This is a genomic window from Halochromatium roseum (assembly GCF_016653315.1).
Lineage (GTDB): Bacteria > Pseudomonadota > Gammaproteobacteria > Chromatiales > Chromatiaceae > Lamprobacter > Lamprobacter roseus.
On the sequence record NZ_NHSH01000061.1, the window covers coordinates 148,488 to 173,920 of the forward strand.

At 52.8% G+C, this 25,433-nt stretch carries 24 protein-coding genes; 7 read left to right on the top strand and 17 right to left on the bottom strand.

All coding sequences use genetic code 11. The annotated features are described in order from the left end of the window. Positions 1 to 37: 37 nt before the first annotated feature. Entirely contained in the window at positions 38 to 643 is a 606-nt protein-coding gene (locus CCR96_RS14255) for a sulfotransferase family protein (protein ID WP_201220776.1), read from the top strand. Between the two features lie 8 nt (positions 644 to 651). On the opposite strand, the gene CCR96_RS25585 is transcribed toward CCR96_RS14255, so the two are convergent. The 6 genes from CCR96_RS25585 to CCR96_RS14280 form a co-directional block, all read right to left on the bottom strand. Next, positions 652 to 828, bottom strand: coding sequence for a hypothetical protein (locus tag CCR96_RS25585; RefSeq protein WP_420827273.1), 177 nt, complete (start codon positions 826 to 828; stop codon positions 652 to 654). A gap of 145 nt (positions 829 to 973) precedes the next feature. Then, positions 974 to 1,825 carry a polysaccharide pyruvyl transferase family protein gene (locus CCR96_RS14260; RefSeq protein ID WP_201220777.1) on the bottom strand — a complete coding sequence of 284 codons (852 nt, stop codon included), beginning with the start codon at positions 1,823 to 1,825 and terminating at the stop codon, positions 974 to 976. 124 nt (positions 1,826 to 1,949) lie between these two features. Then, positions 1,950 to 3,746: an ABC transporter ATP-binding protein gene (locus CCR96_RS14265; RefSeq protein ID WP_201220778.1), complete on the bottom strand. Its 1,797-nt coding sequence runs from the start codon at positions 3,744 to 3,746 to the stop codon at positions 1,950 to 1,952. Between the two features lie 150 nt (positions 3,747 to 3,896). Beyond that, on the bottom strand, positions 3,897 to 4,733 hold the full coding sequence (kdsA, locus tag CCR96_RS14270) for a 3-deoxy-8-phosphooctulonate synthase (protein ID WP_201220779.1): 837 nt from the start codon (positions 4,731 to 4,733) through the stop codon (positions 3,897 to 3,899). Next, positions 4,730 to 5,410 carry a histidine phosphatase family protein gene (locus CCR96_RS14275; protein ID WP_201220780.1) on the bottom strand — a complete coding sequence of 227 codons (681 nt, stop codon included), beginning with the start codon at positions 5,408 to 5,410 and terminating at the stop codon, positions 4,730 to 4,732. Before CCR96_RS14275 ends, kdsA begins: the two co-directional genes overlap by 4 nt. Continuing rightward, positions 5,407 to 6,222, bottom strand: coding sequence for a 3-deoxy-manno-octulosonate cytidylyltransferase (locus CCR96_RS14280; RefSeq protein ID WP_201220781.1), 816 nt, complete (start codon positions 6,220 to 6,222; stop codon positions 5,407 to 5,409). The genes CCR96_RS14275 and CCR96_RS14280 overlap by 4 nt, the downstream gene beginning before the upstream one ends. 133 nt (positions 6,223 to 6,355) lie before the next feature. Between CCR96_RS14280 and CCR96_RS14285 the strand changes: the two genes are divergently transcribed. From CCR96_RS14285 to CCR96_RS14305, 5 genes are all read left to right on the top strand, one after another. Beyond that, positions 6,356 to 7,477: a sulfotransferase gene (locus tag CCR96_RS14285; protein WP_201220782.1), complete on the top strand. Its 1,122-nt coding sequence runs from the start codon at positions 6,356 to 6,358 to the stop codon at positions 7,475 to 7,477. 4 nt (positions 7,478 to 7,481) lie between these two features. Next, positions 7,482 to 9,104 carry a capsular polysaccharide export protein, LipB/KpsS family gene (locus tag CCR96_RS14290; protein WP_201220783.1) on the top strand — a complete coding sequence of 541 codons (1,623 nt, stop codon included), beginning with the start codon at positions 7,482 to 7,484 and terminating at the stop codon, positions 9,102 to 9,104. Positions 9,105 to 9,167: 63 nt separating this feature from the next. Next, on the top strand, positions 9,168 to 10,025 hold the full coding sequence (locus CCR96_RS14295; protein ID WP_201220784.1) for a sulfotransferase family 2 domain-containing protein: 858 nt from the start codon (positions 9,168 to 9,170) through the stop codon (positions 10,023 to 10,025). 27 nt (positions 10,026 to 10,052) lie between these two features. Continuing rightward, positions 10,053 to 11,459 carry an O-antigen ligase family protein gene (locus tag CCR96_RS14300; protein ID WP_201220785.1) on the top strand — a complete coding sequence of 469 codons (1,407 nt, stop codon included), beginning with the start codon at positions 10,053 to 10,055 and terminating at the stop codon, positions 11,457 to 11,459. Then, a complete protein-coding gene (locus CCR96_RS14305; protein WP_201220786.1) occupies positions 11,456 to 12,433 on the top strand; it encodes a KpsF/GutQ family sugar-phosphate isomerase in 978 nt (325 codons plus the stop codon). The genes CCR96_RS14300 and CCR96_RS14305 overlap by 4 nt, the downstream gene beginning before the upstream one ends. A gap of 38 nt (positions 12,434 to 12,471) precedes the next feature. Here the strand turns inward: CCR96_RS14305 and CCR96_RS14310 are convergent, their stop codons facing one another. The 7 genes from CCR96_RS14310 to CCR96_RS14340 form a co-directional block, all read right to left on the bottom strand. Beyond that, the gene (locus CCR96_RS14310) at positions 12,472 to 13,260 is read right to left on the bottom strand and encodes an alpha/beta hydrolase (protein WP_201220787.1); all 789 of its coding nucleotides are present in this window, start codon (positions 13,258 to 13,260) and stop codon (positions 12,472 to 12,474) included. 27 nt (positions 13,261 to 13,287) lie between these two features. Next, on the bottom strand, positions 13,288 to 14,028 hold the full coding sequence (locus CCR96_RS14315) for a sialate O-acetylesterase (protein ID WP_201220788.1): 741 nt from the start codon (positions 14,026 to 14,028) through the stop codon (positions 13,288 to 13,290). A 10-nt stretch (positions 14,029 to 14,038) separates the two neighbouring features. Then, entirely contained in the window at positions 14,039 to 15,106 is a 1,068-nt protein-coding gene (locus CCR96_RS14320) for an acyltransferase family protein (RefSeq protein WP_201220789.1), read from the bottom strand. A 96-nt stretch (positions 15,107 to 15,202) separates the two neighbouring features. Then, positions 15,203 to 16,549 (bottom strand): ANL family adenylate-forming protein, encoded by a 1,347-nt coding sequence (locus CCR96_RS14325; protein WP_201220790.1) that lies wholly within the window; start codon positions 16,547 to 16,549, stop codon positions 15,203 to 15,205. Then, positions 16,549 to 17,253, bottom strand: a complete 705-nt coding sequence (locus tag CCR96_RS14330; RefSeq protein WP_201220791.1) for an SDR family NAD(P)-dependent oxidoreductase — start codon at positions 17,251 to 17,253, stop codon at positions 16,549 to 16,551. Before CCR96_RS14330 ends, CCR96_RS14325 begins: the two co-directional genes overlap by 1 nt. Next, the gene (locus tag CCR96_RS14335) at positions 17,253 to 17,546 is read right to left on the bottom strand and encodes a hypothetical protein (RefSeq protein ID WP_201220792.1); all 294 of its coding nucleotides are present in this window, start codon (positions 17,544 to 17,546) and stop codon (positions 17,253 to 17,255) included. The genes CCR96_RS14330 and CCR96_RS14335 overlap by 1 nt, the downstream gene beginning before the upstream one ends. A 107-nt stretch (positions 17,547 to 17,653) precedes the next feature. Further along, positions 17,654 to 18,961, bottom strand: a complete 1,308-nt coding sequence (locus tag CCR96_RS14340; RefSeq protein WP_201220793.1) for a right-handed parallel beta-helix repeat-containing protein — start codon at positions 18,959 to 18,961, stop codon at positions 17,654 to 17,656. On the opposite strand from CCR96_RS14340, the gene CCR96_RS14345 reads away from it, so the two are divergent. Beyond that, entirely contained in the window at positions 18,960 to 19,547 is a 588-nt protein-coding gene (locus tag CCR96_RS14345) for an acyltransferase (protein ID WP_201220794.1), read from the top strand. The two genes, CCR96_RS14340 and CCR96_RS14345, sit on opposite strands and share 2 nt — an antisense overlap. 4 nt (positions 19,548 to 19,551) lie before the next feature. On the opposite strand, the gene CCR96_RS14350 is transcribed toward CCR96_RS14345, so the two are convergent. From CCR96_RS14350 to CCR96_RS14365, 4 genes are all read right to left on the bottom strand, one after another. Continuing rightward, entirely contained in the window at positions 19,552 to 20,439 is an 888-nt protein-coding gene (locus tag CCR96_RS14350) for a polysaccharide deacetylase family protein (protein WP_201220795.1), read from the bottom strand. Between the two features lie 110 nt (positions 20,440 to 20,549). Further along, positions 20,550 to 21,662, bottom strand: a complete 1,113-nt coding sequence (locus CCR96_RS14355) for a glycosyltransferase (RefSeq protein WP_201220796.1) — start codon at positions 21,660 to 21,662, stop codon at positions 20,550 to 20,552. A gap of 83 nt (positions 21,663 to 21,745) precedes the next feature. Further along, the gene (locus tag CCR96_RS14360; protein WP_201220797.1) at positions 21,746 to 22,693 is read right to left on the bottom strand and encodes a glycosyltransferase family 2 protein; all 948 of its coding nucleotides are present in this window, start codon (positions 22,691 to 22,693) and stop codon (positions 21,746 to 21,748) included. Then, positions 22,686 to 25,178: an exo-rhamnogalacturonan lyase family protein gene (locus tag CCR96_RS14365; protein WP_201220798.1), complete on the bottom strand. Its 2,493-nt coding sequence runs from the start codon at positions 25,176 to 25,178 to the stop codon at positions 22,686 to 22,688. The genes CCR96_RS14360 and CCR96_RS14365 overlap by 8 nt, the downstream gene beginning before the upstream one ends. Positions 25,179 to 25,433: the final 255 nt, after the last annotated feature.

Below are 25,433 nucleotides of genomic sequence, written 5' to 3' on the forward strand. Positions count from 1 at the left end.
GCGCTATGTGTATAAATCAAAAAAGACAGGAAGACAAATGAGCAAGATTTTTGGTATCGGCTGGGCAAAGACAGGGACTACAACTTTAGGGAAGTGCTTCCAAATATTGGGTTTCGATCACCAAAGTCAAAACCTTGAGCTGGTAAAAGACGTAGGAAAAGGTGATCTATCCAGAATAATAGCATTAGCAGAAAATAAGGATACTTTTGAAGACTGGCCATGGATAATTGTGTACAAGCAACTGGATGAGGCTTTTCCTGGCAGTCAATTTGTATTAACAAAAAGAAAATCTGAAAAATGGATTCGTAGTTACAAGAATATGCTTAACAAACAATCCGATGCATCGGAGGAGGTAAACGAAATACGTCGTACCTTGTATGGACTACCATTCCCTAATGTTTCAGAGTCACAACTTATTGAACGTTATGAAAAACACAATAGCGAAGTGGAGCGCTACTTTCATAACCGCCCAGGTGATCTACTTGTTGTTGATTGGGAAGAAGGGAGTGGGTGGAACGAACTCTGCAATTTCTTAGGAAAGGATATACCCAGCGATCCATTCCCACATGCAAATAAGGGTGCATATTCAAAGGGATTAACTTTATCGAAGATCTATGATGGCTTCAAGAAGTGGGTGAGATAAATGAATAATCAGAAGGGCCATACTTTACCCATAACTCGCCCCGACGCTGTGCTGAGCCTCCAACACGAGCATGAAATCCGGATCCCATTGTAGTTCTGTAGTCCCATCCAGAGCGTTTTTGCTCCCCGGAAGCCATCGCTCCTTGGGTTAAGGAAGCCATCAGCGATAGCGAGCATCCGCAACATGGTATCCACCGAGGGTTGCGTGGTGGCTTGCGCCGGATGACTAGATAGATCGCCTTTCAGTCCTCATACCGTAAGCGGGCCATCTTGGGGCACACGCTCGCGTCCGAATATGATCAGGTGTAAGGTCCTGGGGCCAAACTTTTGGTTACACTTCAATAATGCCGCGATTCGCCAAAAAGCTGAAAGGTGGGAATACAATTTCTGATGACTTGACGCTGAGTTCGACCGGTGAGGTTGGTGCAGCTAGATAATCAGCATCAAAAATCGAATCAAGCGGACGAGGAAAACAGAGCCCCATAGACAAATAATAGTCTTCGAACTTTAAAAGCGGCTCCTTTGTCGATGGCTTAACAAAAACGCACGGCCGCCCAAGCGCATGTGCGAATATTATCCCATGCAGGGAGGATGAATAGACGCATTCTGCTTTCATTATCGCTTTAGCGAGGAGATGAGGCGGGTTATCGATATCGACATATCTAATGCCTTTCGGGAGGTTCCGGGCAAACCGATCACGCTCCCGATAGTGGGGGATGAAAATGACCCGCCCTGCTATTGAGCTTCGTTCAGACGAATATTTGGCAATTAGTAGCCCGGGGTCCGCTAAGAATTTAACAGTCGAAACGTCGTAACCAGCCTTCCTAAAAATATCAAGACTGATTGGCCCCCTTAAAGCATGTATGTATGCTGACTCTTTCTGCACTTTAGGCAGTTCACTCGTTCTGCATCCGATGCCGCATGCAACATCGCCGGGTTGCAAATTGTGGCCGATCGAACCCACACATAAGATCCTTGGTGCGTTTGTGAGATTCGTAACCGGAAGGCCGGGATAGAAGGTATTTAAAATATTGATAGCAAAAATATCACCAGCGTTTCCGTACCTAAAATCGTTCCAGGGACGCTTGCGGATAACACGATCAAGAACAAGACGGGGGCGGGACTTTATCCGCTCGTGCCAATAAAATGTTTTAATCATAGCCCCAATAGCTGACTTGTCCATTTCGTTTCCTCAGTTATCGGGTAGTGCTAAGGTCGATATTTTTTTGAGTCATAGATTTTAGAGATAATTCATGTCTGGCGCACTACTCCAGCTTTCTGCACACGTTGATGATAGTTGAGGGACTCTAGCCGTTGGCCATACTGGCAAATCGTGTTCCTTCGCTGTTAAGTTCATCCCAGCTACCCCATTCTGCGATTCGACCCTTCGACAGTAAATAGATGGTGCTACAGGTCCGCACCGTACTTAACCTATGGGCTACAAGGATGATGGTCTTACTACCGCTCAACTCGTTTATCGACTCCATCAGTGCACGTTCAGTAGCGTTATCCAGAGCACTTGTCGCCTCGTCAAAGACAAGAATTGCGGGGTCACGATACAGAGCACGAGCAATACCAATGCGTTGGCGCTGCCCCCCAGAGAGACGGACTCCTCGCTCACCAATCTGGGTATCGTAACCATCCGGAAGATCAGATATTATGAATTCGTGCAGATGCGAGAGCCTAGCTGCGCGTTCCACTCGATTGATGTCAACTTCTGAGGGGGAAACACCCAAGGCTATATTGGCCGCTACACTCTGGTCGGCAAGAAATATGTGTTGCGGCACGTAGCCAATTGCCGCCTGCAAACGCCTGACATTGCTCGCATCGATCTCAATATCATCGACCTTGAGCGCCCCTTTGCAGGGCGGCAACAGACCAAGTAAGACATCCATCAGCGTGCTCTTACCCGACCCCGACGGTCCGACGAACCCTACTGTTGAATTGACCGGAATCTCTAGCGTCAAATTCTCGAGTGCATATTTATCGGTACCAGGGTAGCTGTAATACACCCCCGATACCGACACTGTTCTGATGGGAGACAGCGGGATTACGTTCTCAAAGGGCAGCGCACCACTTGTTCCCGCTTCAATCTTCTTCAGATCAGCGAGTACGCTATCCACGGTCGGCATGTTTAGTCGCACGCTGGCAAAGGTGGAAAACACTTTTTGAAAAGCGGGGATGATTTTTTTACCCGCCAAACCGTAAGCACCGAGAATCGGAAGCATACCACCCAAGCTTGAGTTGCCCGCCATCATAAAAAGTACGAGCAGTAGGATACCGCCAAATGCGATGGCCTCAATTGCATGCTCCGGTAAATCCGACAGCAGGGATGCTTTTGCGTTAATGCTCGCAAGCCGCCTCGATGGTTTTCCGAAGCGGTCCACATAGTCCTTCTCGCGGCCCAGCAGACGAATCTCCTTCTGGCCAACAAAGGCTTCTGAAGCGCTGACAAACCGCTCGCGCTGCGCCGCGACACGCTCGCGTCCTACTGCTGTTAACCAGCGCTTAGAGATAAAGTAGATCAAACCGTAAGTGATCCCGAGCGCAGAAGCCACGGTAAAAGCCAGCATCGGCGAGATGAAAACTAAGAACGCGATGATCGCAATCGCTGTCAGCGCTTGACTCAGCAGGCGCATCGCAGGTGTCAATGCTCCATTGATTGCTAATGACGATTCCTGGAGCACTATTTTCGCAAGATCATTGGAGTTTCTTGTCAGATAAAATTCATACGGCCGGTGAAGGTAGTCCTGCATCAGCCGCCGGGATAGGTAATACTGCTGCCAGGCGCCGAACATCGTCACCGCCCACTGAGTGGTTACGGTGAGTACCGTGCCGAGAACAAAGGCGATAAACGAAGCAATACCGAGAAAAAAAAGAAAACTTCTTTCTGAATCGAATTCTAGGTACTGGTAGGCATACGCCAGTACGGGATTCGAATGAATAAGATCCGGATCGCCGATCAGCGCTAGAAAGGGCATGACGGAGGCGATACCGGCCACCTGCATGAAAGCCGCCATGATCATGAGCAGGATCAGCAGCACAAGCCTTTTCCCGCTTCCGGGATTGGTTAGCCTGAGCAGTTTACTAACGGTTGATCTCATTACCGCTCCATCGTGATTCAAGCAAGTGATTGTTTGCGTTGGCTCGCCAACATCAATCTGCTGCCCTTTCCAATTATTCCGAGTCTTGCGGCGCGAGCAGAACTGACCTTGATCGCGCTTGCGCTGAGCAGCCGGAGGTCGAAGGCGCCGTCAGAGGATGGCAAGCTCCGGCTGTTGCTTGACCAGCCGGTCCAACTCCGCGAGCTGGCCGAGAAATGCATCCAGCATCCGCAGCGGCAGTGCGCTGGGGCCGTCGCATTTGGCCTGTTCCGGATCGGGATGGGTCTCGAGGAAGAGCCCCGCGATGCCTTGGGCGACGCCCGACTTGGCTAGGGCCAGCGCAGACTGACGCCGCCCTCCGGCCGAATCCGGGCGACCGCCTGGTAACTGCAGCGCGTGGGTCACGTCGAAGATCAGCGGTAGCCCCATCTGCTTGATGATCGGAAATCCGAGCATGTCGACGACCAGATTGTTGTAGCCGAACTGGGTACCGCGTTCGCAGATCATGACCTGATCGTTGCCGGCTTCACGGCACTTCTGCGCAATGTGCGCCATCTCGGCCGGGGCGAGAAACTGGGCTTTCTTGACATTGATCGGTCGCCCGGTGGCCGCCAGTGCGGTCACGAGATCGGTCTGGCGCGACAGGAATGCGGGTAATTGCAGGATGTCGACTACTTCAGCGACTGGGGCGGCCTGAAACGGTTCATGAACATCGGTGATGACGGGTACCCCAAACTGCTGCTTGACCGCCGCCAGAATCTCCAGCCCCGCCTCGAGACCCGATCCGCGGTAGGAGCGGATCGATGAACGGTTCGCCTTGTCGAACGACCCCTTGAAAACGTAGGGCAGGCCGAGGCGCGAGCAGGTGTCGACGAATACCTGGGCGACCTCCAGTGCCAGATCCTGTGACTCGAGCACGTTGAGGCCGCCGATGATGGTGAGCGGCTGCGTGTTGCCGATCTGGAAATTGCCGAGCCTGATCGTCATCGGTTGTCCTCGGGTTGCGCGCCGGCGCCGGTTAGGGAAGTGTTCTTGTCAGCTCGCTCGGGTCTGAGGTTCCAGCTATCGATTGCCCACTCCCCGTGCTGATGCTGCAGCAGCGCATAGGCGCCGGTGGCAAGCTTGAAGCCCTCGCCAGGTAGGCAGCTCGCGTGGCGCGTGACGACCTCCGGTAGAAACCGCGCGGTGCCATTGCTGGTGACAGCGAGAATGCGCGCGCCACGATATTGGGGGATGGTCACCTGGGTGAGAAAATCGCGCCAGCGCTGCATCATCGCGTCGGGTTCGCAGTGCCAGCCTGGTGGGACGATGTTCTGCTGGTCCCAGCGCGCCAGCGCCGCTGGGCCGAGGCGGGCCAGGACGGTAGATTCCGGCTGCCCCTCGTCGGGGCCGTAGTCAATTTCGTCCAGCGCGGGGCTGACGTGGGTCTCGACGGACTGCGCAAAGTGTTCTAGGGCCAGCGCCGCGGTCTGCTGCGTGCGCTGCAGGCGGCTGACGTAGACGGCATCCAGCTGTTGGAAACGCTGTTGCAGCTCGCGACCGAGCGCTCGGGCCTGGCGTTGTCCGCTGGCCGACAAGGGCAGATCAGTGCGGGCGCCACAGCGCAGCAGGGTATCGCCGTGATCAAAGGTATTGCCGTGCCGGGCGATGATCAGCGTGATCATTGCGGCGCCCAAGGTGGTTCGCCGTGTGCGGCGATGATCGCGTTCGCGCGCTCCAGATCGGCCGGTGAATCGACGCCAAGCGAGAAGGCGTAGTCCGATGCCGGCACCGGGACCGCCCGTACGATCATGTCGAGTTCGAGGAAACGCAGTTGTTCGAGGCCTTCGCAGCGTTCGTAGAAGGATGGTGGCGCGGCGACGATTCGCTCGAGCGCCGTACGCCGATAGCCGTAGATGCCGACGTGTTTCAACACCCCGGGGTGCGCGTGTTCGACGCGTCGTCGCGCTTCATCGCGGAGGGCGGGGATGATGTTCTTGGAAAACCACAGAGCACGCCCGCTGGGCGTGACAACGACCGTGGTGCCACTGAAGGGCGCGTCTGTCTTATCCCGACGTAATTGGTCGAGTTTGTCCCAGGTTAGGGGCTGGTAGGCCGTGACGACGTCGGTATTGTCCTGCTCTAGGGTATCGAGCAGTGCGGAGACCGTCGCCGGGCTGGTAAAGGGTGCATCGCCTTGCATGTTGACGATGAAGTTGGGTGGCTGCGCGAGCGCGGCCAGTGCGGCATGGACCCGGTCGGTGCCTGATGGACATTCGCTCGGCGTCATCAACGGGGTGGCCCCGTACTGTTGAGCTTGCGCTGCGATACGCTCATCGTCAGTCGCGACATAGACTGGCACCGCGCCCTCTCGGACCGCCAATGCGCAGTCACAAACCCGCTGCAGCAAGGTGCGCCCACTGATGTTGGCCAGTGGCTTGCCAGGCAGCCGACTGGAACCGAAGCGGGCCGGAATGACGATGACAGAGTGAGCCAAGTGTAAAACTACCGATGAGAATGCAGACCCGACTACCCGGATGACCACTAGCATGGCTGACGGAGTGAGAGGTTAGCGGACGCCGGATGTGGGGTCAATGCACATTTCGCGCTGCCCCCGTGCGTCGTAGTCGATGCTGCGCAACAGGGCTTGCCTGCTCATACCGGAACGCCCATACTGCAGCGGTCGAAGGCGCACCAAATGCATTGTTATGGTTGAGTTAACGAGGTTACTGGTCCTAGCTGGCTATCAACGCTCAGGCACAACCTGGCTTTCGAATCTGATCAATTCGAGCCCTGAGGTCATCTATCGACACGAGTTCTTCGGTAGGCTATGGGCGAAACTGCCCCCTGAGTTGTGGCAGAAACTCAAGCAAAACCACGGAATCACCGAGGTAGAGCGCCACACCGTCCTCGAGACGGCACTCACGGCCCATCACGAAGCCGACCGCCCTCCCTTCTTTGATAAAGATCATCTGGTTCTTTCAAATCCGCGCCTGCATCACCTGATGTGGATGGCGACCAATGTGCTACCGAAGCTGCTGTCGCCGCTGTACCGGACCCTCTATCAGCCGCGAGGCCGCGGTAGCCTGCTCCTGATCAAGGAGACCCGCTCTGCGGTGAACCTGGATTCCATACTGGCGGGCCTTGCGCCTGACCTGAGCCTGTTTGTGTTTCGCCACCCCTGCGGCGCCATTGCGTCACACCTGCGGGGTATTGCCAGCGGCAGAATGCAACCGCCCACGGCAAAGCAATTGAAGGTTTTCCACGCCCACAATCAGTCCTCGTTGAGGTCCTTGGCCGTTGAGCCATCACTCGAGGGTTGGATGCAGGAGCCCATCGAACGCCAACTCGCTGCCATGTGGGTCGCGCAGAACCAGCGCTACCTCGAAATGGGAAAATCGATTACTTCGATTTACCTCGACTACGAGGCCTTTTACGCAGCAAGGCAGCAAGCAACGCCCTTGCTCCTGCAGGCCATCGGCATCAGCTTCACAGAGCAGACAGGTGAGTTTCTGAACGGGTCGCCCACGAATAGGCAGTCCCTACTCAGCCGCGATTCATCTTCCGAGTTCTTTAGCGTCTACCGCCAACAGAATTTTGATCCACTCGGATGGCAGAAGCAGCTGACTGAGGCGCAGGTCGAGGCGATAATGGCCGTCGCCGCTCCTGCGTATGAGACCCTACAACAACGGGCGTGGGACTGTCAGGTCCCGCCGGTGCCCGCGATTGAAGCTGCTCAGCCACTGAACTAGATCTATGCAAACGCCCGATCTCCCATCGACCGCCCAATGCAGCGGAGTGCTGCCCGATCAGGAATCCCACTTCTTGGACCAGCCCCGCCCCCGTATACTGATGTTCACTTGGCACTCTGCCAAGAATCTGCAATTGATTCTGCCAGTGGCGCGGTTTCTCGAGGCCGAATGCGGGGCGGAGATCTATTTTCTGACATCCGACACGTCCGGGAAGATGCGGCTGGGACTTGATGGGTACGTGGCATTTACCGTCAATGAGACGCTGCTCTCGTATCGAGACCTGCCAGATCCCGAACTCGATCCGAAGGACGATCTGGGCGATCTCGACCTGAAGGTAGACTGGCTGTGGACTCCGGCGGACCCCTATCCGCATCCGACTGGAGCCGACCGGTTGTCTGAAGAATACAAGGACTGGAAAGTCAAGCAGTTCCTGAAGGCCTACAGTCAATTGATTGCCGACCTGAAGCCGCAACTGGTGGCCACTTGGAATGGCACACTCGCTGTGACCAAGTGTCTGGCACGAGCTGCGCAGTCTCACGACCTCCCCTGCCTGTTTCTCGAGCGCGGCCTGATACCCGGGACACTCGTTGTCGATCAGCAGGGCGTTAACTACGAGAGCGCCTTCGCGGGGCCACTTGCCCCCCCCGTCGACTCAGTTCCCGAAAGCCGCAGGCAGCTGCTGGAGGACGCGTTCAAGGTGCTCGGCGATAGCGGCAAATCCATCGTTAATGTCGGTGAGGTGGCAGACCGATCAAGTATTCGCCGTCATTTCGGGATCGATGAGTCTGAGCGAGTTGTGCTGCTGCCCTGCCAGATCGACTCCGATACCAATATCGTTCAGCATTCGCCGCTTGTTAAATCCATGCTTGACCTCCTTGCGTGTGTGTCAGCGGCCGTTCAAGGGTGTCCCATCCACGTTATCGTCAAGCCCCATCCGGAAGACGAAAAACGTCGATTGGCGATCGAGTCCGCCTGTGATCATCCACAGATGCATTGCAGCTGGCACTACACGCTGCACAGCCTGCTGACAGCCGTCGATACGGTTCTGGTGATCAACTCGACCGTCGGCTTGGAGGCCCTGATGCAGAATATCCCGGTCATTACGCTGGGAAATTCGGTATATAGCGAAAAGTCCTTCACCTCGGATGTGCGGGATCTCTCTCAGATCCGCGACCACCTGCTCCAGCAGCAGACCCCACCCTATGACAGCGAACATTTCTGGATATTTCTGAATAGGCTGCTGTCGCAGGGACTGTTTTCCTATGATGAGACTGATCCTTTCGGGAACCGGGAGCATTTGGCAGCCTTTGCCCAAGCTTCTATCGCTAGCAAGCACACTGATGACCCATACCCTGACACTGAGTCAGCCATCATTGTCTATAGCCGGGTTGTCGTGGCTGGTCTGTCGGCCCAGAGTGGTCGAACAGTGATTCTCGGTGGATTTGAGCGAGACGACATGACTCTGCCGAGTCAAGTGACCCACATCGGGAGTCTGCGCGACTTGGTACGCTGGATTCGTCGACCCGTGCGCCCGGATCTGCTCATCTCGCTGGGCCATTCCAACGGCTGGCGCAATCGAATGATCACCGCAATCATGCGCCCGAGGCGTCTGATCGCCGCATCCTGATACGATTGACCCGCAACTAGGCAGCCCATTGCGATGATTTTGAGACCGACAAATCACAGTTTTGTGAAGTTTGTCCCCGGCGTGTTTCTGGTCTACCTCTCGGTACCCAAAGTTGCGAGCAGTTCGATCAGTCATGCCTTGCTGCGCAGATGCCCGACGGCACCTGATGACGTGACCGAGCACAGCATCATCGGCAAGTGCCTGACTCATTGGCGCCCCGCCAGTGCGCCGCGCCCAGACCTGCCTGTATTTACCTACGTCCGGCATCCAATAGAGAAGTTCATCTCCTTTTACCGAGATAAATTCATCAAGGCGCGAAGCCGGGGATTCGAGCTCGATGCCTTACGGCAACTCGGTTTCACGCCCGAGATGGGCATCGATGAGGTGGTCAGCCACATGCTCACCATTCCGGTGAGAAAGATGGAACATCACGCCCAACCCCAGCATCGAATCCTCGCTCCAAAGCGACAGTATCTGGCAAACTTCACCGGCCAAGTCGAGGAGATCAAAAACACATGGCAGTACGTCAAGAAGGTTTCACTCACGGATTTCGATATCACGACCGCTAGAAACAGTACCGCTGCTGCGCCTGATACCTCACTTTCCGAGGAATCGCTTGCCGCTCTGGTTGACTATTATGCAGACGACTTTTTCTTGTTTGGCTACACGCCTTCTATCGCTCCAACCGCAACAAACCTAAAGAGATCAGACAATCGTGACAAACTCTCTCATCGCGATAGGCAGGCCCTGCGCTCAGCGATGCTGAGCAATAACGAAGCCTTTTTCGATCTTGCACAGCGCCTTGATGAGGAACAATTTCACGATGACTACAAGCAGCGAGTTGTGAAGGCTTCTAATGACTTCCTGGTTTTCGCCAATTGGCGAACGAGTCGGGCAAGCATCCGCTCAGCCTTTGGTTGATCGAAGCGCTTCCTGAGGAGTGCGTTTTTGATCAGCATTCTCGTCTTTTATCTATCACAGATGGTCACAATGGCCATCTCGATCTCTGCGGCACCCTATGCGGCATTTATCGGCTATCAGATCATCTACTTCATGTATCACAACAGCCGGTGGTGGTACCCGTTAATCCCAGATATTAGCTACTCGTTTATTTTCTCGACACTGCTGGTTGCACTGGCCATCTTCACCTCGAAAAAGGGCGATACAAGGCTACTTCAGGTTCCCGCTTTCCGGTGGATGATCCTTCTGGTTGTGATGTTCGCGTTGACCTACTTCTGGGCATCAAGCCAGCCATTGCACCTGATCGCGCTGGACGATTACGTGAAGGCTGTCGTTATCGTATTTGCGGCTTACACGCTCTGCACCTCTAGCAAGGCACTGAACGCCTACATCTGGGGGTATATTGCCTCGGCCGCCTACATAGGCTACTACGGCTGGCACCTCGGTCGAACCAGCGCTGGCCGACTTGATTCGCTAGGCACCGTCGACTCACCAGAAGTTAATGGTATCGCCGCAGCAACACTCCCGGCGGCGATACTCGCGCTTCACAAGTTCTGGACTGCACGAAGTCACCTGGAACGCGCTGCTTCGGTCGTGTGTGGTGCCTTTCTGGTCAATGGCCTGGTTCTGATGAACAGTCGAGGGGCGTTTCTGGGCATGGCGGTGGGTTCTGCGTACTATTTATATGCCTTATATCGAACGCCAGGCGGAGATCGTTCCATCAAGCCTAAGGTGATGGGGCTCGCTATCGCCGGGGCGCTATCCTTGGTGGTGGTGCTGGACGAGAGTGCCATTAATCGATTTATGACAATTTTTGAACAACATCAACCCACTGTCGAAGAGGAAACCGGCGCTACGAGAATCTTCTTTTGGAAGGCTGCAATCCGGATGTCCTACGACTATCCGTTCGGTAAGGGTTATCGTGGTTTCTTCTTAGAATCCATTGATTACATACCCGGTTACATTGCCGGCGGTGGCAGGCGGCGTGCAGTGCACTCTACCTGGCTCGAAGTATTGACACAGACAGGCTATATTGGTCTTTTCTTCTTTGTTTCAATGCTGACTGCCAGTTGGCTTCAATTGCGAGCCGTGAAGAAATCTGCAATACCTATCAAGGATATTGAGCGCTATTATTTGGCGGCTGCTCTCCAAGCTGCCTTGATCTCCTTCCTGGTTGCGTCAACTTTTATTGACCGCATGAGGGCAGAAGTTCTCTATTGGTTGATTCTTTTTGCGGCCTGCGCTTACCGAATCTACTTAAGGCCTGCAACCCCGATTGGCCCCGAGCATGGGGCGGGTATCAAGGCGTCTCGTAACCCAGCTGGCAGCGCTAAAAATCTAAACTTACCTCAGGGTGGTTTTGAACCCTCCCGTATCACCAGGAGAAGACGATGACAAGCAACACTCTTCGTATAGGAAAAGAGGTTATCGACGATGAAGCAACGGCTTTGACGATTATTGCGAACCAACTTGGGGACTCGTTCGAAAAAGCCGTGCGCATACTTTCTGAGGTGGAAGAAGTTGGCCGGGTTGTTGTTTCCGGCATGGGGAAAAGTGGTTTTATCGGGATGAAAATCTCAGCAACCTTTGCGAGTATCGGCATTCCATCCTTCTACCTCCACCCGGCAGAAGCAGTACACGGTGATCTCGGGCGCTTCACGAAACATGATATTGCGCTGCTTCTTTCAAACTCCGGAGAAACACAAGAGGTTGTCGAACTCCTCCCGTTTCTTAAGCGAGTAGAAGCTCCAATAATCAGCCTAACGGCACATTGCGATTCAACCCTTGCTCGCCACTCGACCGTCACGCTCGCCCTCGGCAAACATCGTGAGGCCGGTCCGCTTGGACTTGCCCCAACCACCTCCACCACCGCGATGCTTGCTCTTGGAGATGCGCTTGCCATGGCGGCACTCGATATCAAAGGACTCTCCGAAGAAGAGTTCGCGGGCTTTCACCCGGCAGGCTCGCTCGGGCGCTCTTTACTCAGTGTTTCAGAAATTATGCGACGAGATGAAGAGATCTGCGTTGTATCCAGTGACACCCTCTGTAGTGACGTACTGCATCAGATTACCGATACCCGTGGTCGTCCAGGCGCAGCAGTAGTCGTAAACGATGACGGCGAGCTTGAAGGAATCTTTACCGACGGCGATCTGCGGCGATGCCTCGGGACTAGCCAATCATTCCTTAGCGAACCAGTGCACAAGCACATGGGAAGGAACCCAAAAGCGATACCACCAGAAACTTTGGTGAAGGAAGCAACGGCCATGATGAATGAAAAACGTATCGACCAACTTATCGTCATCGACAAACATCGGAAACCGCTCGGGCTCATCGATATTCAAGATGCGGTTTCAGTGCGGATGCGATAGTGAACAAGCAACTACGTAGTTATATATGGTTAAGGGTTTTATTGGACCAACCACTCCATCATCCTCCTCGCCTCGGGCGCGGGGACCCAATGTGGCCCATCAAACTCATGATAGATCACCTCATAACCCGCTTTCTTAAGCCCTGGAACCGTGAATAATCGAGAGAGCCGAACGGGGTAAACATTATCCCTGATCCCATGCCCTACAAAAATGAGTGGTCTGCCGATCGGAGGCGAAGGCGGGGATAAACGCCAAGGCGAAAAGGCAATCAGGTGAGTAAACAAGTCACCGTTTGACCGACCAATTGCTAAGGCGTAAGAAGCTCCGTCTGACAGACCACCAATGGCAATTCGCTTTGGATCGATTCTTACCCTAGCAAAAGTGTGCTTCAGTGCAAGATCAATAAACAGAACATCAGGGCCAAACGGGCTGTCGATTCCATCCCAAGTGTTGTGGCGTGCATCCAAAGCTAGAATCACCACACTCAGTTCTTCAGCGATCGGAAAAAAGAACTTAAATGAGTCGGACTCACCGCCCCCTCCATGCAACCATACAAGAAGAGGTAGGGGTTCTTCAGATGTTGCGGCCTTTGGGATATATAAGGTGCCATCCCGCCAGAGAAAGCCGCGATTCACCCAACGCCAACCACCAAGCCCGAGTTCCTGCTCACCAGGTTTGATAGTAACACTGGGTTCGGTTGGACGGGCCTCAATACGTGATACTCGCGGTCCATCATCTTGGCAACCGTAGGTTGACAGAATGATGAACAAAGCAGAAAAAACTGGGAACAGTCTTACTTTATGTATTATGTGATCTATTTTGATCATAATCCTTTTAAGGTGAAAGATTTGTTATCAGCGCGCCTCGCACTGATGGTTTGCCCGTTTCTCGATCAAATTAATTGCACTCTCTGCAAACCGTCTTCCTAATATGACATAACCAAGTTCAGAATAATGTAGGTCATTGCGAACGAGCATTCCCTTCCGGCTCAGGCCATCATTGAGATCATCCGTATCGACCCAGACTCTGCATGGGGCAGATTTAGCAAACCGAACTTGCTCTTCGCGGACCCTTGTCCAATGTGGCAAGCGCTTATTCGTTATGCCGTAATCGCTAATACGACCAATCACCACGTTCAGATCAGTGCGCTTGAGATCCTGCTGCAATTGTGAGACTAAACCAATCAGGCTGTAGCCATAAACGCTCCCATCTCTGCTCAGGGCATCAGTTTCACCTTGCATCCAAATGAAGGTCACTGACTTGATTTCCTTGCCTTCAGTTACCTTTCTGACTTTTGCTAACAAGCGGCTGTATAAATCACCCGTAATCGGCCGAATTTTACCGGACACCATAGACCAATCTTTGTACCAGCGCGAAATCGGCTCACCGCCCTTTGCATCCCACACGACAATAATGCTTTGCTTGCCCAATGCCCTCTTGACATGTGGAATAAAATCCTTTTCATAATGCATACCCTCCATGTTCGATTGCCCAGAAAGAATAAAAAGATGCTTACCTTCTTGGCTCGCCATCAAGGCTTCCGGCAAAAGAAGCACTGAGAAAAGAATAGACAACCACAGCCTTGCGAGTGTCATGACACTCGGACTACTTCTTAAAAGTATGCGCATATAAACTGCTGAGATATTTCCACGACAGCTCTCTTAACGCTGTGATGTCAATAAACTTCTGTAAGACGTTAGCGATAACTGCCGATGCAACATAAACTAAGCCTATCAATATAATCTGCGCGATTTGCCTATTATCAAAATAGGTATAAAACCGGTCATGGATACTATAAATAATTGGCATATGGACAATAACCATGATGAGCGTAGCACGCGCAAAATACGATATGATTCGATGGCCGCGCAATCGTCGAGCAATTTCAAAAAAGAAATATGTGTTGACAATATAGATGATCGATATCATTACCGACTCAATTGGCACCGCAAGAGGCGAATCAATTTTAATTGTTTGAAAAGGGAAACTGCCACCCATGGGTATTAAATTTGACAAGGCAGCCCAGGTTCCTAGGAAAACAGCCCATAAAAAAAGGAGCCCAAACGCGATAGGTAAAGATCGGCTTTGTTGCTTGTTGTGAAGATACATTCCAAGCATGAATACAGTGATCCAATTTGGCAAAATCATATAGGCGACAAAGTTCTGGTCAAGATATATCAAAAGGCTACGCACACAACTTTCTACAATGAATGCCGCAAGAATAAGAGACAGGCCTACCCTCCTCCCTTTCAGGAATAGAAACCAGAACAATAGGATGTGAAGGTAGGCACCGATGTACCAAGTCGTTGGATTAGCCGGAAAATAGTTTAAAAACACATTTGCGCCAAAAAAGAAAGGTATGTAATTTGATAGATTCGCATCCCCTTTAATGTATAAATTGATTAGACTGAGAAGGAGAGCAAAAAAGATACCCCAAAAATAAAAAGGGAAGATTCGGTTAAAAACAGCGCGAACGGCTGGTCGTTGGTTATTAGCCAGCCCCCAACCAGTGATGAAAACAAAGAAAGCAACACCAATCTGTTTAGTGAAGGCTGGTTGTGCGATGAGGTTGTAAGCGTTCTGTGGATCACCAATAATATGCCCAGCAACAATTAGCAGCATGCCGAGTACTTTCATCAAGTCGATGAAATCCTGATGTTTTGCATTAGCCATAATTCAACAGACCTTCATCCAGAATAAGCAATTATCGTTTAGCCTTCATGCGCCTTCAATCAGCCTTTTCAGCCCATACCTTTTACCGCTGAGGGCTTAAATCTTTTCTTTACGACGCATGCGTTTGTAGCGTTCGTTATAGGTCTCGTCATCCGTGATATAGATTTTTCCAGGTATCTTATACGACTGCAGTTTGTCTTTACAAAAACCGAGCATTTCGGCCTTCAATTGTTTGTGCGTTTTAGACGCCGCTAATTTGAATTTAGCGGCAACTATCTTGCCAATAATCGGATGATCCTCCCCGAATACCACAACATCATCGATATCCGGCATATCGAGAAGCACACTCTCGACTTCTGCGGGGTAAACCTTGTAACCACCTACATTAATGATTTCACTCGCTCTACCAAGGATTTTGATCCACTCACCATCCTGGTCGACCAAGTCACCTGTGTCGAGAAATCCCTCCTCATCAAATGGGTTCGGTGCATTTAGATAGCCCAGCATCGCTGAATCCGACTTGATCCATAGCGTGTTATTGACGACCTTGGTCGTAAATTCTTCCCCGCCTACCTTGAGCCATAGAGAGTCGGTAGAGCGGGATTTGGAGCGTAAAATCCCCACCTCAGACAATCCATAGGTTTGGTGCAACTCGGTATCGGGCAGGATCTTAGCAATCTTTTGTAGGGTGCTCTCCTGCATAGGCTCAGTACCGTAGGTAATGAGATTCAAGGAGGATAGATCATATTCTTCATGTGCCCTAGAGAGCATCAGTAAGTTCAAAAAGGTAGGCGAGGTTGGCAATAGTTCGGCTTTGTATTCCTGTATCGCCTTGCATACGCTGGATGGAGTCCGTTTATCCGACACGATAACTGTGCCCTGATTCGCGAGCGAATAGAGCAATGAGTTAATCCCGCCAATATGATCCAATTGTAGGAAAATGAGCATCCGCATTGGCTTCCGAGGGATACGGAATTTCTGCATTAGCTTTTCGAGGTCTTGGACAATTCCCTTACTCTTGCCCGTCGAACCGGATGAAAACAGCACTAGCCCAGCACTGTCACGCCCCCTTAATTGCTCATATAGCGGATGGTCCGCGTTGCGACCAGTGGGTTGCAGTTTGGCTTCGCTCCCGTCGAGCGAGATATCATACTCAGTTGCGGCGATCTCCCGGAATTCAGAAAAGTGGTTCCGGGAGTCATTGGACAGAGGCACTACAATATTTTTATTGCTAGCAAGCGCTAGCAGTAGTGAAACGGAATTCGGCGAGTAATCCCCATCGAAGGAAACCACGGCGCCCGAAGGAATACGGTTCCGTGCAATCCACGACCGGTACTGTTCGTAACGTTCTAGTAATTCGCGATAATTTACGGAAAACTGGGATGAGACGAGTGCCTCATGCTCAGGATTCTTTCGCATAATGTCTAGAAAATGAGCGATCATTAGGACACTCCCCCAAGATAAACAATCTGGCCGCTGATCATGCCACTTTCAGGACGCAGGAAAAAATCCGCTAGATTGATCACATCATCAGCTGTCGCCATTTTTTTTATCGCCTGTTGGTTGACAAGGTTTTGAATCTTGTCAATCGCAACACCTCTTATTAGATCAGTCGCAATTGGAGAGGGGCCGATCGCATTACAAGTAATGCCGAAGCTTCCGTATTCTTTTGCCAAAATACGTGTCATGGTTTCCACTGCGCTCTTACTCGATGCATAGATCGATTCACCTTCCAACTGGAACGGTACAGCAACAGTTGTCATATTGATGATCCTGGGATTTGCTGATTTTTTTAGCAGCCCGAGAGCCTTTTGGCAGCAAAGGAAGGTTCCTTGCACATTCGTTGCAAATATCTTTGTGAACGATTCCAGCGGCGTGAGTGCGAAAGCGTTCATACTGGCGATACCAGCGTTATTGATAAGTGCGTCAAGGTACTTGGTCTGCTTGCGCAGCTTGCTAAACATCTCCGAGATGTCACTTTCCGAAGAAATATTGGCCTTGAAGTGACAATAATTTTCGGCATCAAGGGTCTGGTCAGATCGCGAACAACCGTAGACGAAATCTCCTCGATGAATAAAGTGCTCTGCCAGCGCCCTACCTAATCCTCGGCTTGCACCAGTGATCAATATATGTTTAGGCACTTCCATCAGTTTTCGCCGATTAATTGTACGATGAAGCCTGATAGGCTTTGCACGTCTCGGAACGGGCTGTTCTGCTGTGACATGGCCCGCTCGTCGCTCAGTGAAATATAGATCCCACTATCCTGCAAAGACTCCTCGATGTCGACCAGGAAGGAGACAAGCCCCATCGAATCCAAATGTCCACCCGTTCCATACAACTGGGTTTCCGTCGATAGCGGAATCTGAGAATCAGCCTCGCGCCCATTGTTCGCCATAGCAAGCGCGTCGAATATAATCTTCTGGATGTCGTCGTTCGTCATCGGATACCTCTTATCGTGTAATGAAACAGCGCACATGAAGGTTGTAGGATTGTAGGCTCATGAGTGTGATCGCACTTTTCAATAAATAACCCCGTCAATACTTGCTACTAATCGTCGACAAACTTGTTATTTTCAACGATCGCCTGGCCACCATTACGACCTTTGATTTTCTTGTTTACTACATTAAAATCCACGACTACGTCGAATGTAGTCGGAAAGCGATATTCGATTGCGTTCGGATAATTATGCTTGTGAAAGATCCAGTTATCCCGCACGATGGTTTTAGGGCTGCCTTCTATACCAATCCCAACATCTGCAAATCGATCCCCGTTATCCGCATGCGTAATCTTGTTTCCAACTATTTCTCCTCCCAGATTGGAGTAATATAGGTTCGGATGCGCTCTCGCTGCCATCCCAAACCCTATTGAACGATCATTGTCAATAAATACATTATCGATCACTTGATTATTGTGAGAATTATTCCAGATGTGAACAGCGTATTGCGCCACAGAACCCGATGGGCTAGCAATATCTTTAATTGTGTTTTTTCTTATTACCCAACCGTTTCCAGCATGCAAATCTATTGCAGCTGTATAGTAGTTTGGCGCCACACCTTCCGAATATCTAAATTCCGAATCCTCTACTAAACCCCAATCAGCTGATATGTCAGGACTTTTATTTAAATCATAGCTTACCTTGACCAGTTGTTGATAGGCATCCTGAAAGATCGAGTTGCGCAGCACCACGTAATCCGCATTGTCTTCTCCTGCAATTTGGATTAAATGCAATTTGCAGTTTTGTAATGTCACACCATCAAGCACAAAATGACTGCCGGATATTCTTAATATATTCCCTACGCCACTATTTTTGAATCTTCCGCCTTGGATGATCACACTCTGGGGGTTTTTAGACAACGACACTATTGCAACATTATTGCTTTTGATGTAAAGCGTATCGTTTAGCGTATAGGTTCCGTCAAGAACTACTATTTTCATGTTGCCGCCGTCCCTGTTTGCTCGGCTTACAGCCTTTGCCAGCTCATCCGTTGAACCGACAGTAACTGTCTCTTTGTATTCACGTGGCTGATAATCCCCTTCAATATATGGATTTGGCTTATCTGAAAAGTTGGGCGCCCTGACAATCTCACGTGTCGGATTCTGCCGCTGGTTAAATGTTGACCACCAGTTCTCAAATCGGTATCTTAACCCTATCTTTTCTGTGATGGACAATCGCAGATTGTCAGGTAATAAGTAGAAAAGTGAAACAGCCAACCCCATCTGTATACTCAGCACAAGGAAGCTAGAAATGATTGCTATTTTCAGAATCGGGATTTTAATGTTAGCCTTATTCATGGCGTACTTTTCAGATCCAACATGTTCATCCGTTGAATACTGAGGTTTGGTCGGCTTTCTCATGAAAAATTTACTCAAGGCCTATGTTCGCTTTTTGGCTGTTGTTTCAGTATCTCCCTTGCTCCTGCTGTATTGGATCATAGGTGCGCGTCTGCGACAGGATATGTTTGCTGCTTTTTCGCAATTCCTGAGCCTATTTCCAGGCAAACTAGGCAGTTACATCCGTATTGGCTTTTACCGTTTCACGATGACCGCATGCGACCCTGACTGTTTTATCGGCTTCGGCACCATTTTTTCTCACGCGGATACTAATATCGGTTCCGGCACCTACATCGGTCCACAAAGTAATATCGGTATGTGCGAAATCGGCTGTAACACTCTTATCGCAAGTGGCGTCCACATCGTCAGCGGGCGCGAACAGCATCATTTTTCTGATCTACAAATCCCCATTCAGCAGCAGGGCGGCGTTTTTATTAAGGTATCAATAGGGGAAGACAGTTGGATTGGCAACGGGGCCATCGTTATGGCCGACGTCGGGAGAAAGTGTATTATCGGTGCAGGCTCTGTCGTCACTAAGGCAATCCCTGATTACTCAATCGCAGTGGGAAACCCTGCATCAGTAATACGTTCTCGGTTGGATCTAAAGTAGATAATCAGAGGTTGGCCTCGCGCCAGTATGTAGCCGTTTCACTCGCAGTTAAAAATCGTACATCCGCTTTGGATTGTAGATGACGAACTAGCTCCGCCAAAGCCCGACTGATGGTATGAAATGCATTCTCATTGCATACCAAGGAATTCGGATTATCAACCAATCCAGAGCTATGGAAGTACATGTGGAAAACACGCATCCCATTTTCTAGCATTTGGTCGATGAGGCTCCGCATGTCCTCGGCAGCTGTCAGCTCTGGGCTGAGATACAGTTTTCTCAGCCAGTGCGTGAACCAGGCCAGTGCCAGGGGCTTGAGCGGGCTCAGCCTTGGCGAGGAGATCCGGCGGTGCCAACGGTTCGCGCGGTGGAAGTCACGCCAATTGTAGCCAACGCTGACCGGAATTTCGAACATGTCCTTTTCTGCACTGACCTTTAGTGGATTTTGCAGAGAGGCCCAATAAGGCGCTAGGTGCGCGTCGTGGCAGTCGAAGAACTGATTCTCCCAGAACGGATAGATGCTGCAGTCGACGCTAAAACCATGCTGTTTGAGGAGTTGCATGACCTTGCCATCGATCCCCCAGCGGCCGGTTCGGAAGCTCACTGGCCGGACCTGAAATTGTTCTTCGAGGATCTTGACGAGATTTTTCAGCTTGATCTCGACTTGCTCGATCGGCAGGTTGACGACGTGGCTGTCCCGCTCATTCGGGCGGCCAAAATAGGGCGGATTGCACCAGGGATGCAGGTGCGCGGCGATCTCGTACTGACCTGTTTGCTGCAGCTCACGGATGACCTGGGCGGCTTGTTCGTTGTTGGCGACGGGGTAATCGACGAATAAGGTCGGTCGCACGCCGAGGTCGTAGCAGACTTGGTGGAAGGGGCGGAGCTGCTGCACGTTTTGGACGCACCAGTCTGCCTCTGGGAAGGGGCCGGACCAATCCCAGCTTTCCTCGGTGTCGATGCTGAGCAGGAACAGGACCTGTGGGCGTCTCATCAATGAACCCCCTAAGTTAGGCGACGAAAGAGGGTTGTGTATTCAGCGGCCATGCGTTTGGCGGAGTAGTGCTGATGGACGACGTCTAGCCCCGCGGCTGCCAGCGCCTGACCGGTCGCGGGCTGATCGAGCAGTGTGTTCCAGTGCTCGAGCAGGGAGGCCTTGTTGCCTAGGGGGGCCAGCAACCCGGTGTGTTGATGCCGGACCAGTTGATCAACACCGGGGATGTCGTAGGCCGCGACGGGCACGCCCATGGCGGCGGCTTCCATCAGGCAGCGTGGAATGCCCTCAAGGGTGCTGGTCATGGTGAAGAGGTCGAAGGATTTGAGCAGTTGCAGGCGGTCGTCTCGAAACCCGAGAAAGTGGATATCGGGCGCGCAATGGAGACGCGCGGCATAGGCCTCTAGCTCGGCGCGATCTTCGCCGTCGCCAACCAAGACCAATTCGACGTCAGAGCGCGACTGGCGCAGCATGGCGAAGATGTCCAGCATCTCTCGCAGGTTCTTGCGACTGATGAGCTGGCCGATGAAGCCGATGCGCTTTTTGTGTTTTGGCGCGACGGCGTCAGGATTGTTTGCAATGGCTTCGACCTCGTGCACGTTGACGCCATTCTGGATATAGGTGAGCTTGGATTCCGCCACCCGGTGCCGGCGTGCATCGTCCATCAGTTGTGGGGAGAGCGGTGCGACGCTGTCTGCGAAGCGCATGGCCTTGCAGCCGAGCCAGACGAAGAGCCTGAGCTTGAGGTCTTGGGCGTTCTCGAAACCGTGGGGCGTGATGATCACCGGGATACCTGCGCGACGGGCGGCGAGGAGGCCAAGGATGTCTGACTTGTAGCCATGCGTGTGGATCAGGTCGACATGCTCTGTGATCAGTAGGTCGGACAGGCGTTTGACGGCTTTGAGGTCGAAACGGCCAGACATCGGGATGGCATGGGTTGCCAGGCCGGTCTTTTTGTACTCCCGCACCAGTTGCAGATCAACATTTTGCGCCTCCTCGGTGACGGCCAATTCGCATTGAACCTGTTCTGGGTCAAGGTATTGCGCGAGCGCCAGAATCCAGCGCTCGGCGCCATAGAAACCGGTGGAACAGATGAATTGCAGGACTTTGATCGGACGCTCCATCGGGTGGCAGGCTTCTGGGTGACAGGCTTTTGGATGGCAGACGGCTGAATGGCAGACGGCTAATGACAGACTTTTGGGCTGGTCTAGTGTGCGATGGGCTCGAACAGCCCGCGCAGGGTACCGTAGGCCCTGGCTGGAAAATACAGCAGGTAGAATTTGAGGATCTCAGCGAAGGGGATCTGTTTGTCGGCCATTGTCCAGAGGCGGGTGCTGTAGACCAGTGTCGGCAATAAGGTGACACAGAGGCCCACGCCAGCGAGGACCCATGAGCCCGTGATGGCTCCGAGAAGGATGATGAGAAGGCCCAGGGGCGTGAACATCGGCATGATCAGGCTCGGCACTTCTCGCCATGGGATACGCCGCCCCTGTACGGATCGCAGGTTGGACTGGCCGCGCCAGATCTCTTTGATGAACATTGGCCAGAGGGCTTTATCCTCGCCGAGATGGATGTAGCTCGCCATGGCGCTATAGAACAGGCGGCCGTGGCGTCGGGCTTGGTCAGTGAAATAGTAGTCTTCGCAGGTGACGAGATGCGAGGGGAAGCCACCGATCTTTTCGACGAGCTGCCGGCGCATGAATAGGTTGCGGCCGGGCAGAAAGTCCACATCGGTGTCGATCTTGGCATTGCTGAGCGCCGTCCGGATGCGCTCGAGCACGGGCGCCTCTTGGCTGTTGACCTGAACCGCGCTGACGATTGCAGGTTCTGGGGTGGTTGTTAGCAGCCGATGCATCACGTCGAGCCAGTTAGGCGACAGGGAGACGTCGGCATCCAGGAAGGCGACGAACTCGGAGCGGGTCTCGGCCAAGCCCAGATTGCGCATGTCGGAGATGGTCAGGTCGGTTGGGACCTGAACCAGCATGAGCTCAGTCTCTGCGGGAACGGCGAGCGTTTCTCGCGTTAGCTCGTGCTCTTGGGTGACGACACAGACTTGCCATGCCAGTGTGGTCTCTTGCTCGACCAGTGAGGTCAGGGTTTGGATCAACAGGCCAGATCGCCCCTTGTGGGGAACGATAAAGGTGACGTCAGGCATTGGTGGATGCCGCCTGTTTGAATCGATGAGGCTTGAATCGGCGCAGCGGTAGACGCGGGAAGAGCCAGCGTTGTTCTTTTCGCCAATCGAATCGTCTCAGTCTTGATACAAAGGCGCTGAGGACGTTGCTTGCGGTGAGCCGGTTGTGATCGAAGGGAGACGCTGCCGTTTCGATCTCGGGGATCGGGTGTGAGCAGGCCGTTGCGTCTTTGTAGTACGCCAACATGGGTAAGTTCTGCAGCAAGATGGCTTGCACACGGGTGAATGCGGTCTCTTCGTGGTCCACCAGGCGCTGATGGATCTCGGTTTCGAAGGCTTGCGCCTTTTCTTGTAAGGCCTTTCGGTTTGTCGGGTGATACCTGGCTGCTGCATAGAAGATGCAGGCCTTGCGCAGATCTTGCGCCGTCCAGGTCTGATTGGGAAATTCCAAGATGTCTGGTGTGTCGAGGTAGATGCCTTCATGTAGCAGCATCCAGTCTGCGTAGTGCAGCAAGCAATTGACGGCGTAGCCCCAGTCGGCATCATAGTGGTCGCGTTGTTCCTTGAACCAGATCAGCCGTATGGTGGCTTGCAGCAGCACGGTATAAAACCAGGCCTCTTCGACATCCTGTAGATTTCTCAGGGAAATGTCATCCGCTGGGTGGACACAGTGGCGCACGACCTGCCCGGCTTGATCGAGATAGGCAGGATTGCCGGTGACCCAGTAGGCATCCAGTAGCGCGTTGATGAGGTTTCCTGTACCTCTGTCCAGCGGATACTGACCGGTGAAGGGGTTTTTCAGCCCTGGCACATGGCGATTTTTCAGTGCCAAGGCCAACTCAAGCAGCGAGTCGGTGCCGTCGTAGTAACGGGTGATCCAGTCGGTGAGTTGCAGGACCGCTTGTTTGCTGCGCTCGGAGGCCGTCAGTAGGTAGTGCAGCGCGAGACCGGTTGTATAGCAATGTTGGCCACCGGGTCCGCCGCCGCCGGCGTGCCCTTGGTAGATGCCTTGGTCATGCTTGTCTGAGAATGAGCGATGGGTTGACGTGAGTGCCGGAAGGTAGTGGTCGGTATGCCAGAACAAGCCGCCGTTGTATTCGGGCTTGTCCTCGTTGGTGTCATAGATGTCGATATTGACGATATGGTCGACGAGATCCCTGGCGAGTTCCCACCAGCGGGGGTCTCCGGTGATCAGATAGCGATACAGAAAGCCGCTGACCGGGTCGTACTGATTGTTGTAGTGGGAGACGAAGATCCCTGGTTCGTCGCTTAACGCCGACTCATGATCCGCAAACAGATCGCCAAAGTTGCGCCATCCGTAGGCGTCGAGCGCCTCGCGTTTGGCAAAGAAACCACGCCGCTCATCCAGCGCCACAGTGGTCAAGCTGGCAATCTTGGAAGGATCGGCATCTTGCGCTAGAAAGGGGATGACATTGGCGGCAATCAGGCTGTTGAGATCGAATCGTGGCGGCGCATCTTGCGGAGCAGCGGGAACTTGCCCGAGCATCACCCGGAAGGATTTGCAGAGCTTTTCACCGGGTTGCAGATCGATCTCTTCGTCGTCGCGATGCCAGCGCCAGGCAATCACCTGCCCTTGCCCCTCAGGGTGCGCGTGGCAGGAGAGTTGGTTTGGAAATTGCTGCCAAAAATGGCTCCACGACAACTGGAGCAACGATTCTTCGCCGCCTAGCCGCAAGATGGGAGCGGCCCGGTCACCGGTAACGACCTTTCCAGCGTGGTGCCAGCGATAGCCTTTGAAGGGCAATCTGACACTCCTGTCAGCGCTCATGTGTACGGGGCTCTGCCAGTGCGCTCCCCCGCTACTCGCTTGAATCAGGCAGTCTCCGACTTCCATGCTGTACTCGTCACCATCAAGGTTCAAGGATGGCGTTATCGGGATGAGTGGCCGTATGTCCCACCCTACCCCATGGAGAACAATCGAATGGGGATCACCGAGATCCCAGCGGCCACCGGGATGCAGCGCGGCACGCGGATTGTGTAAGCAGACCGTCGCATCCAGGTAGCCAAGGGTATGCAGGGTTATCTTGACCTCTACCCTTAACGGTGAGCCGGGGGAACCTGAACCTGGGGAGCCTTCGAGATGGTAGATCCACTTGAGGCGAGTTTCGAAGGTCAGCCTTTGTACTGCATGCGAGACGAGTCGCTCCGGGCTCAGCGATGGGCAGACGAGACTGAGTTCACAGCGCTGGGTGCCGTTTTTCGTTAGACGCAGTCGCGGCAAGCCTTCATCAGCCTCCCAAGCACTGCCGTCTTGACCCGACACGCCGGCGATGCCAGACAGGGAAACCCATTGGAGCGAGCAGTCTGGCCAATACTGCAATACACTGCAACTCACGCCCTGCCAGTCGAGATTGTCGCCACGCCAGCCGAGATGCTCGGATAGCTTCAACTCTGCCAGAGAGTACAAGGCCCCCCGAGGAAAACAGAGGGTTTGTTGCTGCCGTTCCACGCCGTCCGGTGTGTTGAGGAGCGATGGTTGCTTCATTATCGGTGCATCAGCGCCATCAGTACATCAGCGCCGCGGAACACTCTGGGGTGCCCTTGACACATCGAGCTTTGGCTTGCGTGGGTCTCGTCAACATGCCAGGGCTTGCCTCAGGTACACAGCAGCGCGATCGCACCTGAAACGCTGTGCGGTAGGAACGGCCCGAACCACTGACAAAATGAGGGTTTTTCAAGGCTAACCAGATCACGGTTCGTCGCTCGATTTCTGCTAAACTTGTCGAAGTTTGGCGATAGA

What these genes read in the sequence shown, in the direction of transcription:
- CCR96_RS14265 (WP_201220778.1), bottom strand. Translation starts at nt 3,746, where the DNA reads ATGAGATCAACCGTTAGTAAACTGCTCAGGCTAACCAATCCCGGAAGC.
- CCR96_RS14335 (WP_201220792.1), bottom strand. Translation starts at nt 17,546, where the DNA reads ATGACGAACGACGACATCCAGAAGATTATATTCGACGCGCTTGCTATG.
- CCR96_RS14340 (WP_201220793.1), bottom strand. Translation starts at nt 18,961, where the DNA reads ATGAGAAAGCCGACCAAACCTCAGTATTCAACGGATGAACATGTTGGA.
- CCR96_RS14310 (WP_201220787.1), bottom strand. Translation starts at nt 13,260, where the DNA reads ATGATCAAAATAGATCACATAATACATAAAGTAAGACTGTTCCCAGTT.
- CCR96_RS14320 (WP_201220789.1), bottom strand. Translation starts at nt 15,106, where the DNA reads ATGGCTAATGCAAAACATCAGGATTTCATCGACTTGATGAAAGTACTC.
- CCR96_RS14255 (WP_201220776.1), top strand. Translation starts at nt 38, where the DNA reads ATGAGCAAGATTTTTGGTATCGGCTGGGCAAAGACAGGGACTACAACT.
- CCR96_RS14275 (WP_201220780.1), bottom strand. Translation starts at nt 5,410, where the DNA reads ATGATCACGCTGATCATCGCCCGGCACGGCAATACCTTTGATCACGGC.
- CCR96_RS14325 (WP_201220790.1), bottom strand. Translation starts at nt 16,549, where the DNA reads ATGATCGCTCATTTTCTAGACATTATGCGAAAGAATCCTGAGCATGAG.
- CCR96_RS14260 (WP_201220777.1), bottom strand. Translation starts at nt 1,825, where the DNA reads ATGGACAAGTCAGCTATTGGGGCTATGATTAAAACATTTTATTGGCAC.
- kdsA (WP_201220779.1), bottom strand. Translation starts at nt 4,733, where the DNA reads ATGACGATCAGGCTCGGCAATTTCCAGATCGGCAACACGCAGCCGCTC.
- CCR96_RS14330 (WP_201220791.1), bottom strand. Translation starts at nt 17,253, where the DNA reads ATGGAAGTGCCTAAACATATATTGATCACTGGTGCAAGCCGAGGATTA.
- CCR96_RS14365 (WP_201220798.1), bottom strand. Translation starts at nt 25,178, where the DNA reads ATGAAGCAACCATCGCTCCTCAACACACCGGACGGCGTGGAACGGCAG.
- CCR96_RS14305 (WP_201220786.1), top strand. Translation starts at nt 11,456, where the DNA reads ATGACAAGCAACACTCTTCGTATAGGAAAAGAGGTTATCGACGATGAA.
- CCR96_RS14355 (WP_201220796.1), bottom strand. Translation starts at nt 21,662, where the DNA reads ATGGAGCGTCCGATCAAAGTCCTGCAATTCATCTGTTCCACCGGTTTC.
- CCR96_RS14290 (WP_201220783.1), top strand. Translation starts at nt 7,482, where the DNA reads ATGCAAACGCCCGATCTCCCATCGACCGCCCAATGCAGCGGAGTGCTG.
- CCR96_RS25585 (WP_420827273.1), bottom strand. Translation starts at nt 828, where the DNA reads ATGTTGCGGATGCTCGCTATCGCTGATGGCTTCCTTAACCCAAGGAGC.
- CCR96_RS14360 (WP_201220797.1), bottom strand. Translation starts at nt 22,693, where the DNA reads ATGCCTGACGTCACCTTTATCGTTCCCCACAAGGGGCGATCTGGCCTG.
- CCR96_RS14285 (WP_201220782.1), top strand. Translation starts at nt 6,356, where the DNA reads ATGCTGCGCAACAGGGCTTGCCTGCTCATACCGGAACGCCCATACTGC.
- CCR96_RS14315 (WP_201220788.1), bottom strand. Translation starts at nt 14,028, where the DNA reads ATGACACTCGCAAGGCTGTGGTTGTCTATTCTTTTCTCAGTGCTTCTT.
- CCR96_RS14345 (WP_201220794.1), top strand. Translation starts at nt 18,960, where the DNA reads ATGAAAAATTTACTCAAGGCCTATGTTCGCTTTTTGGCTGTTGTTTCA.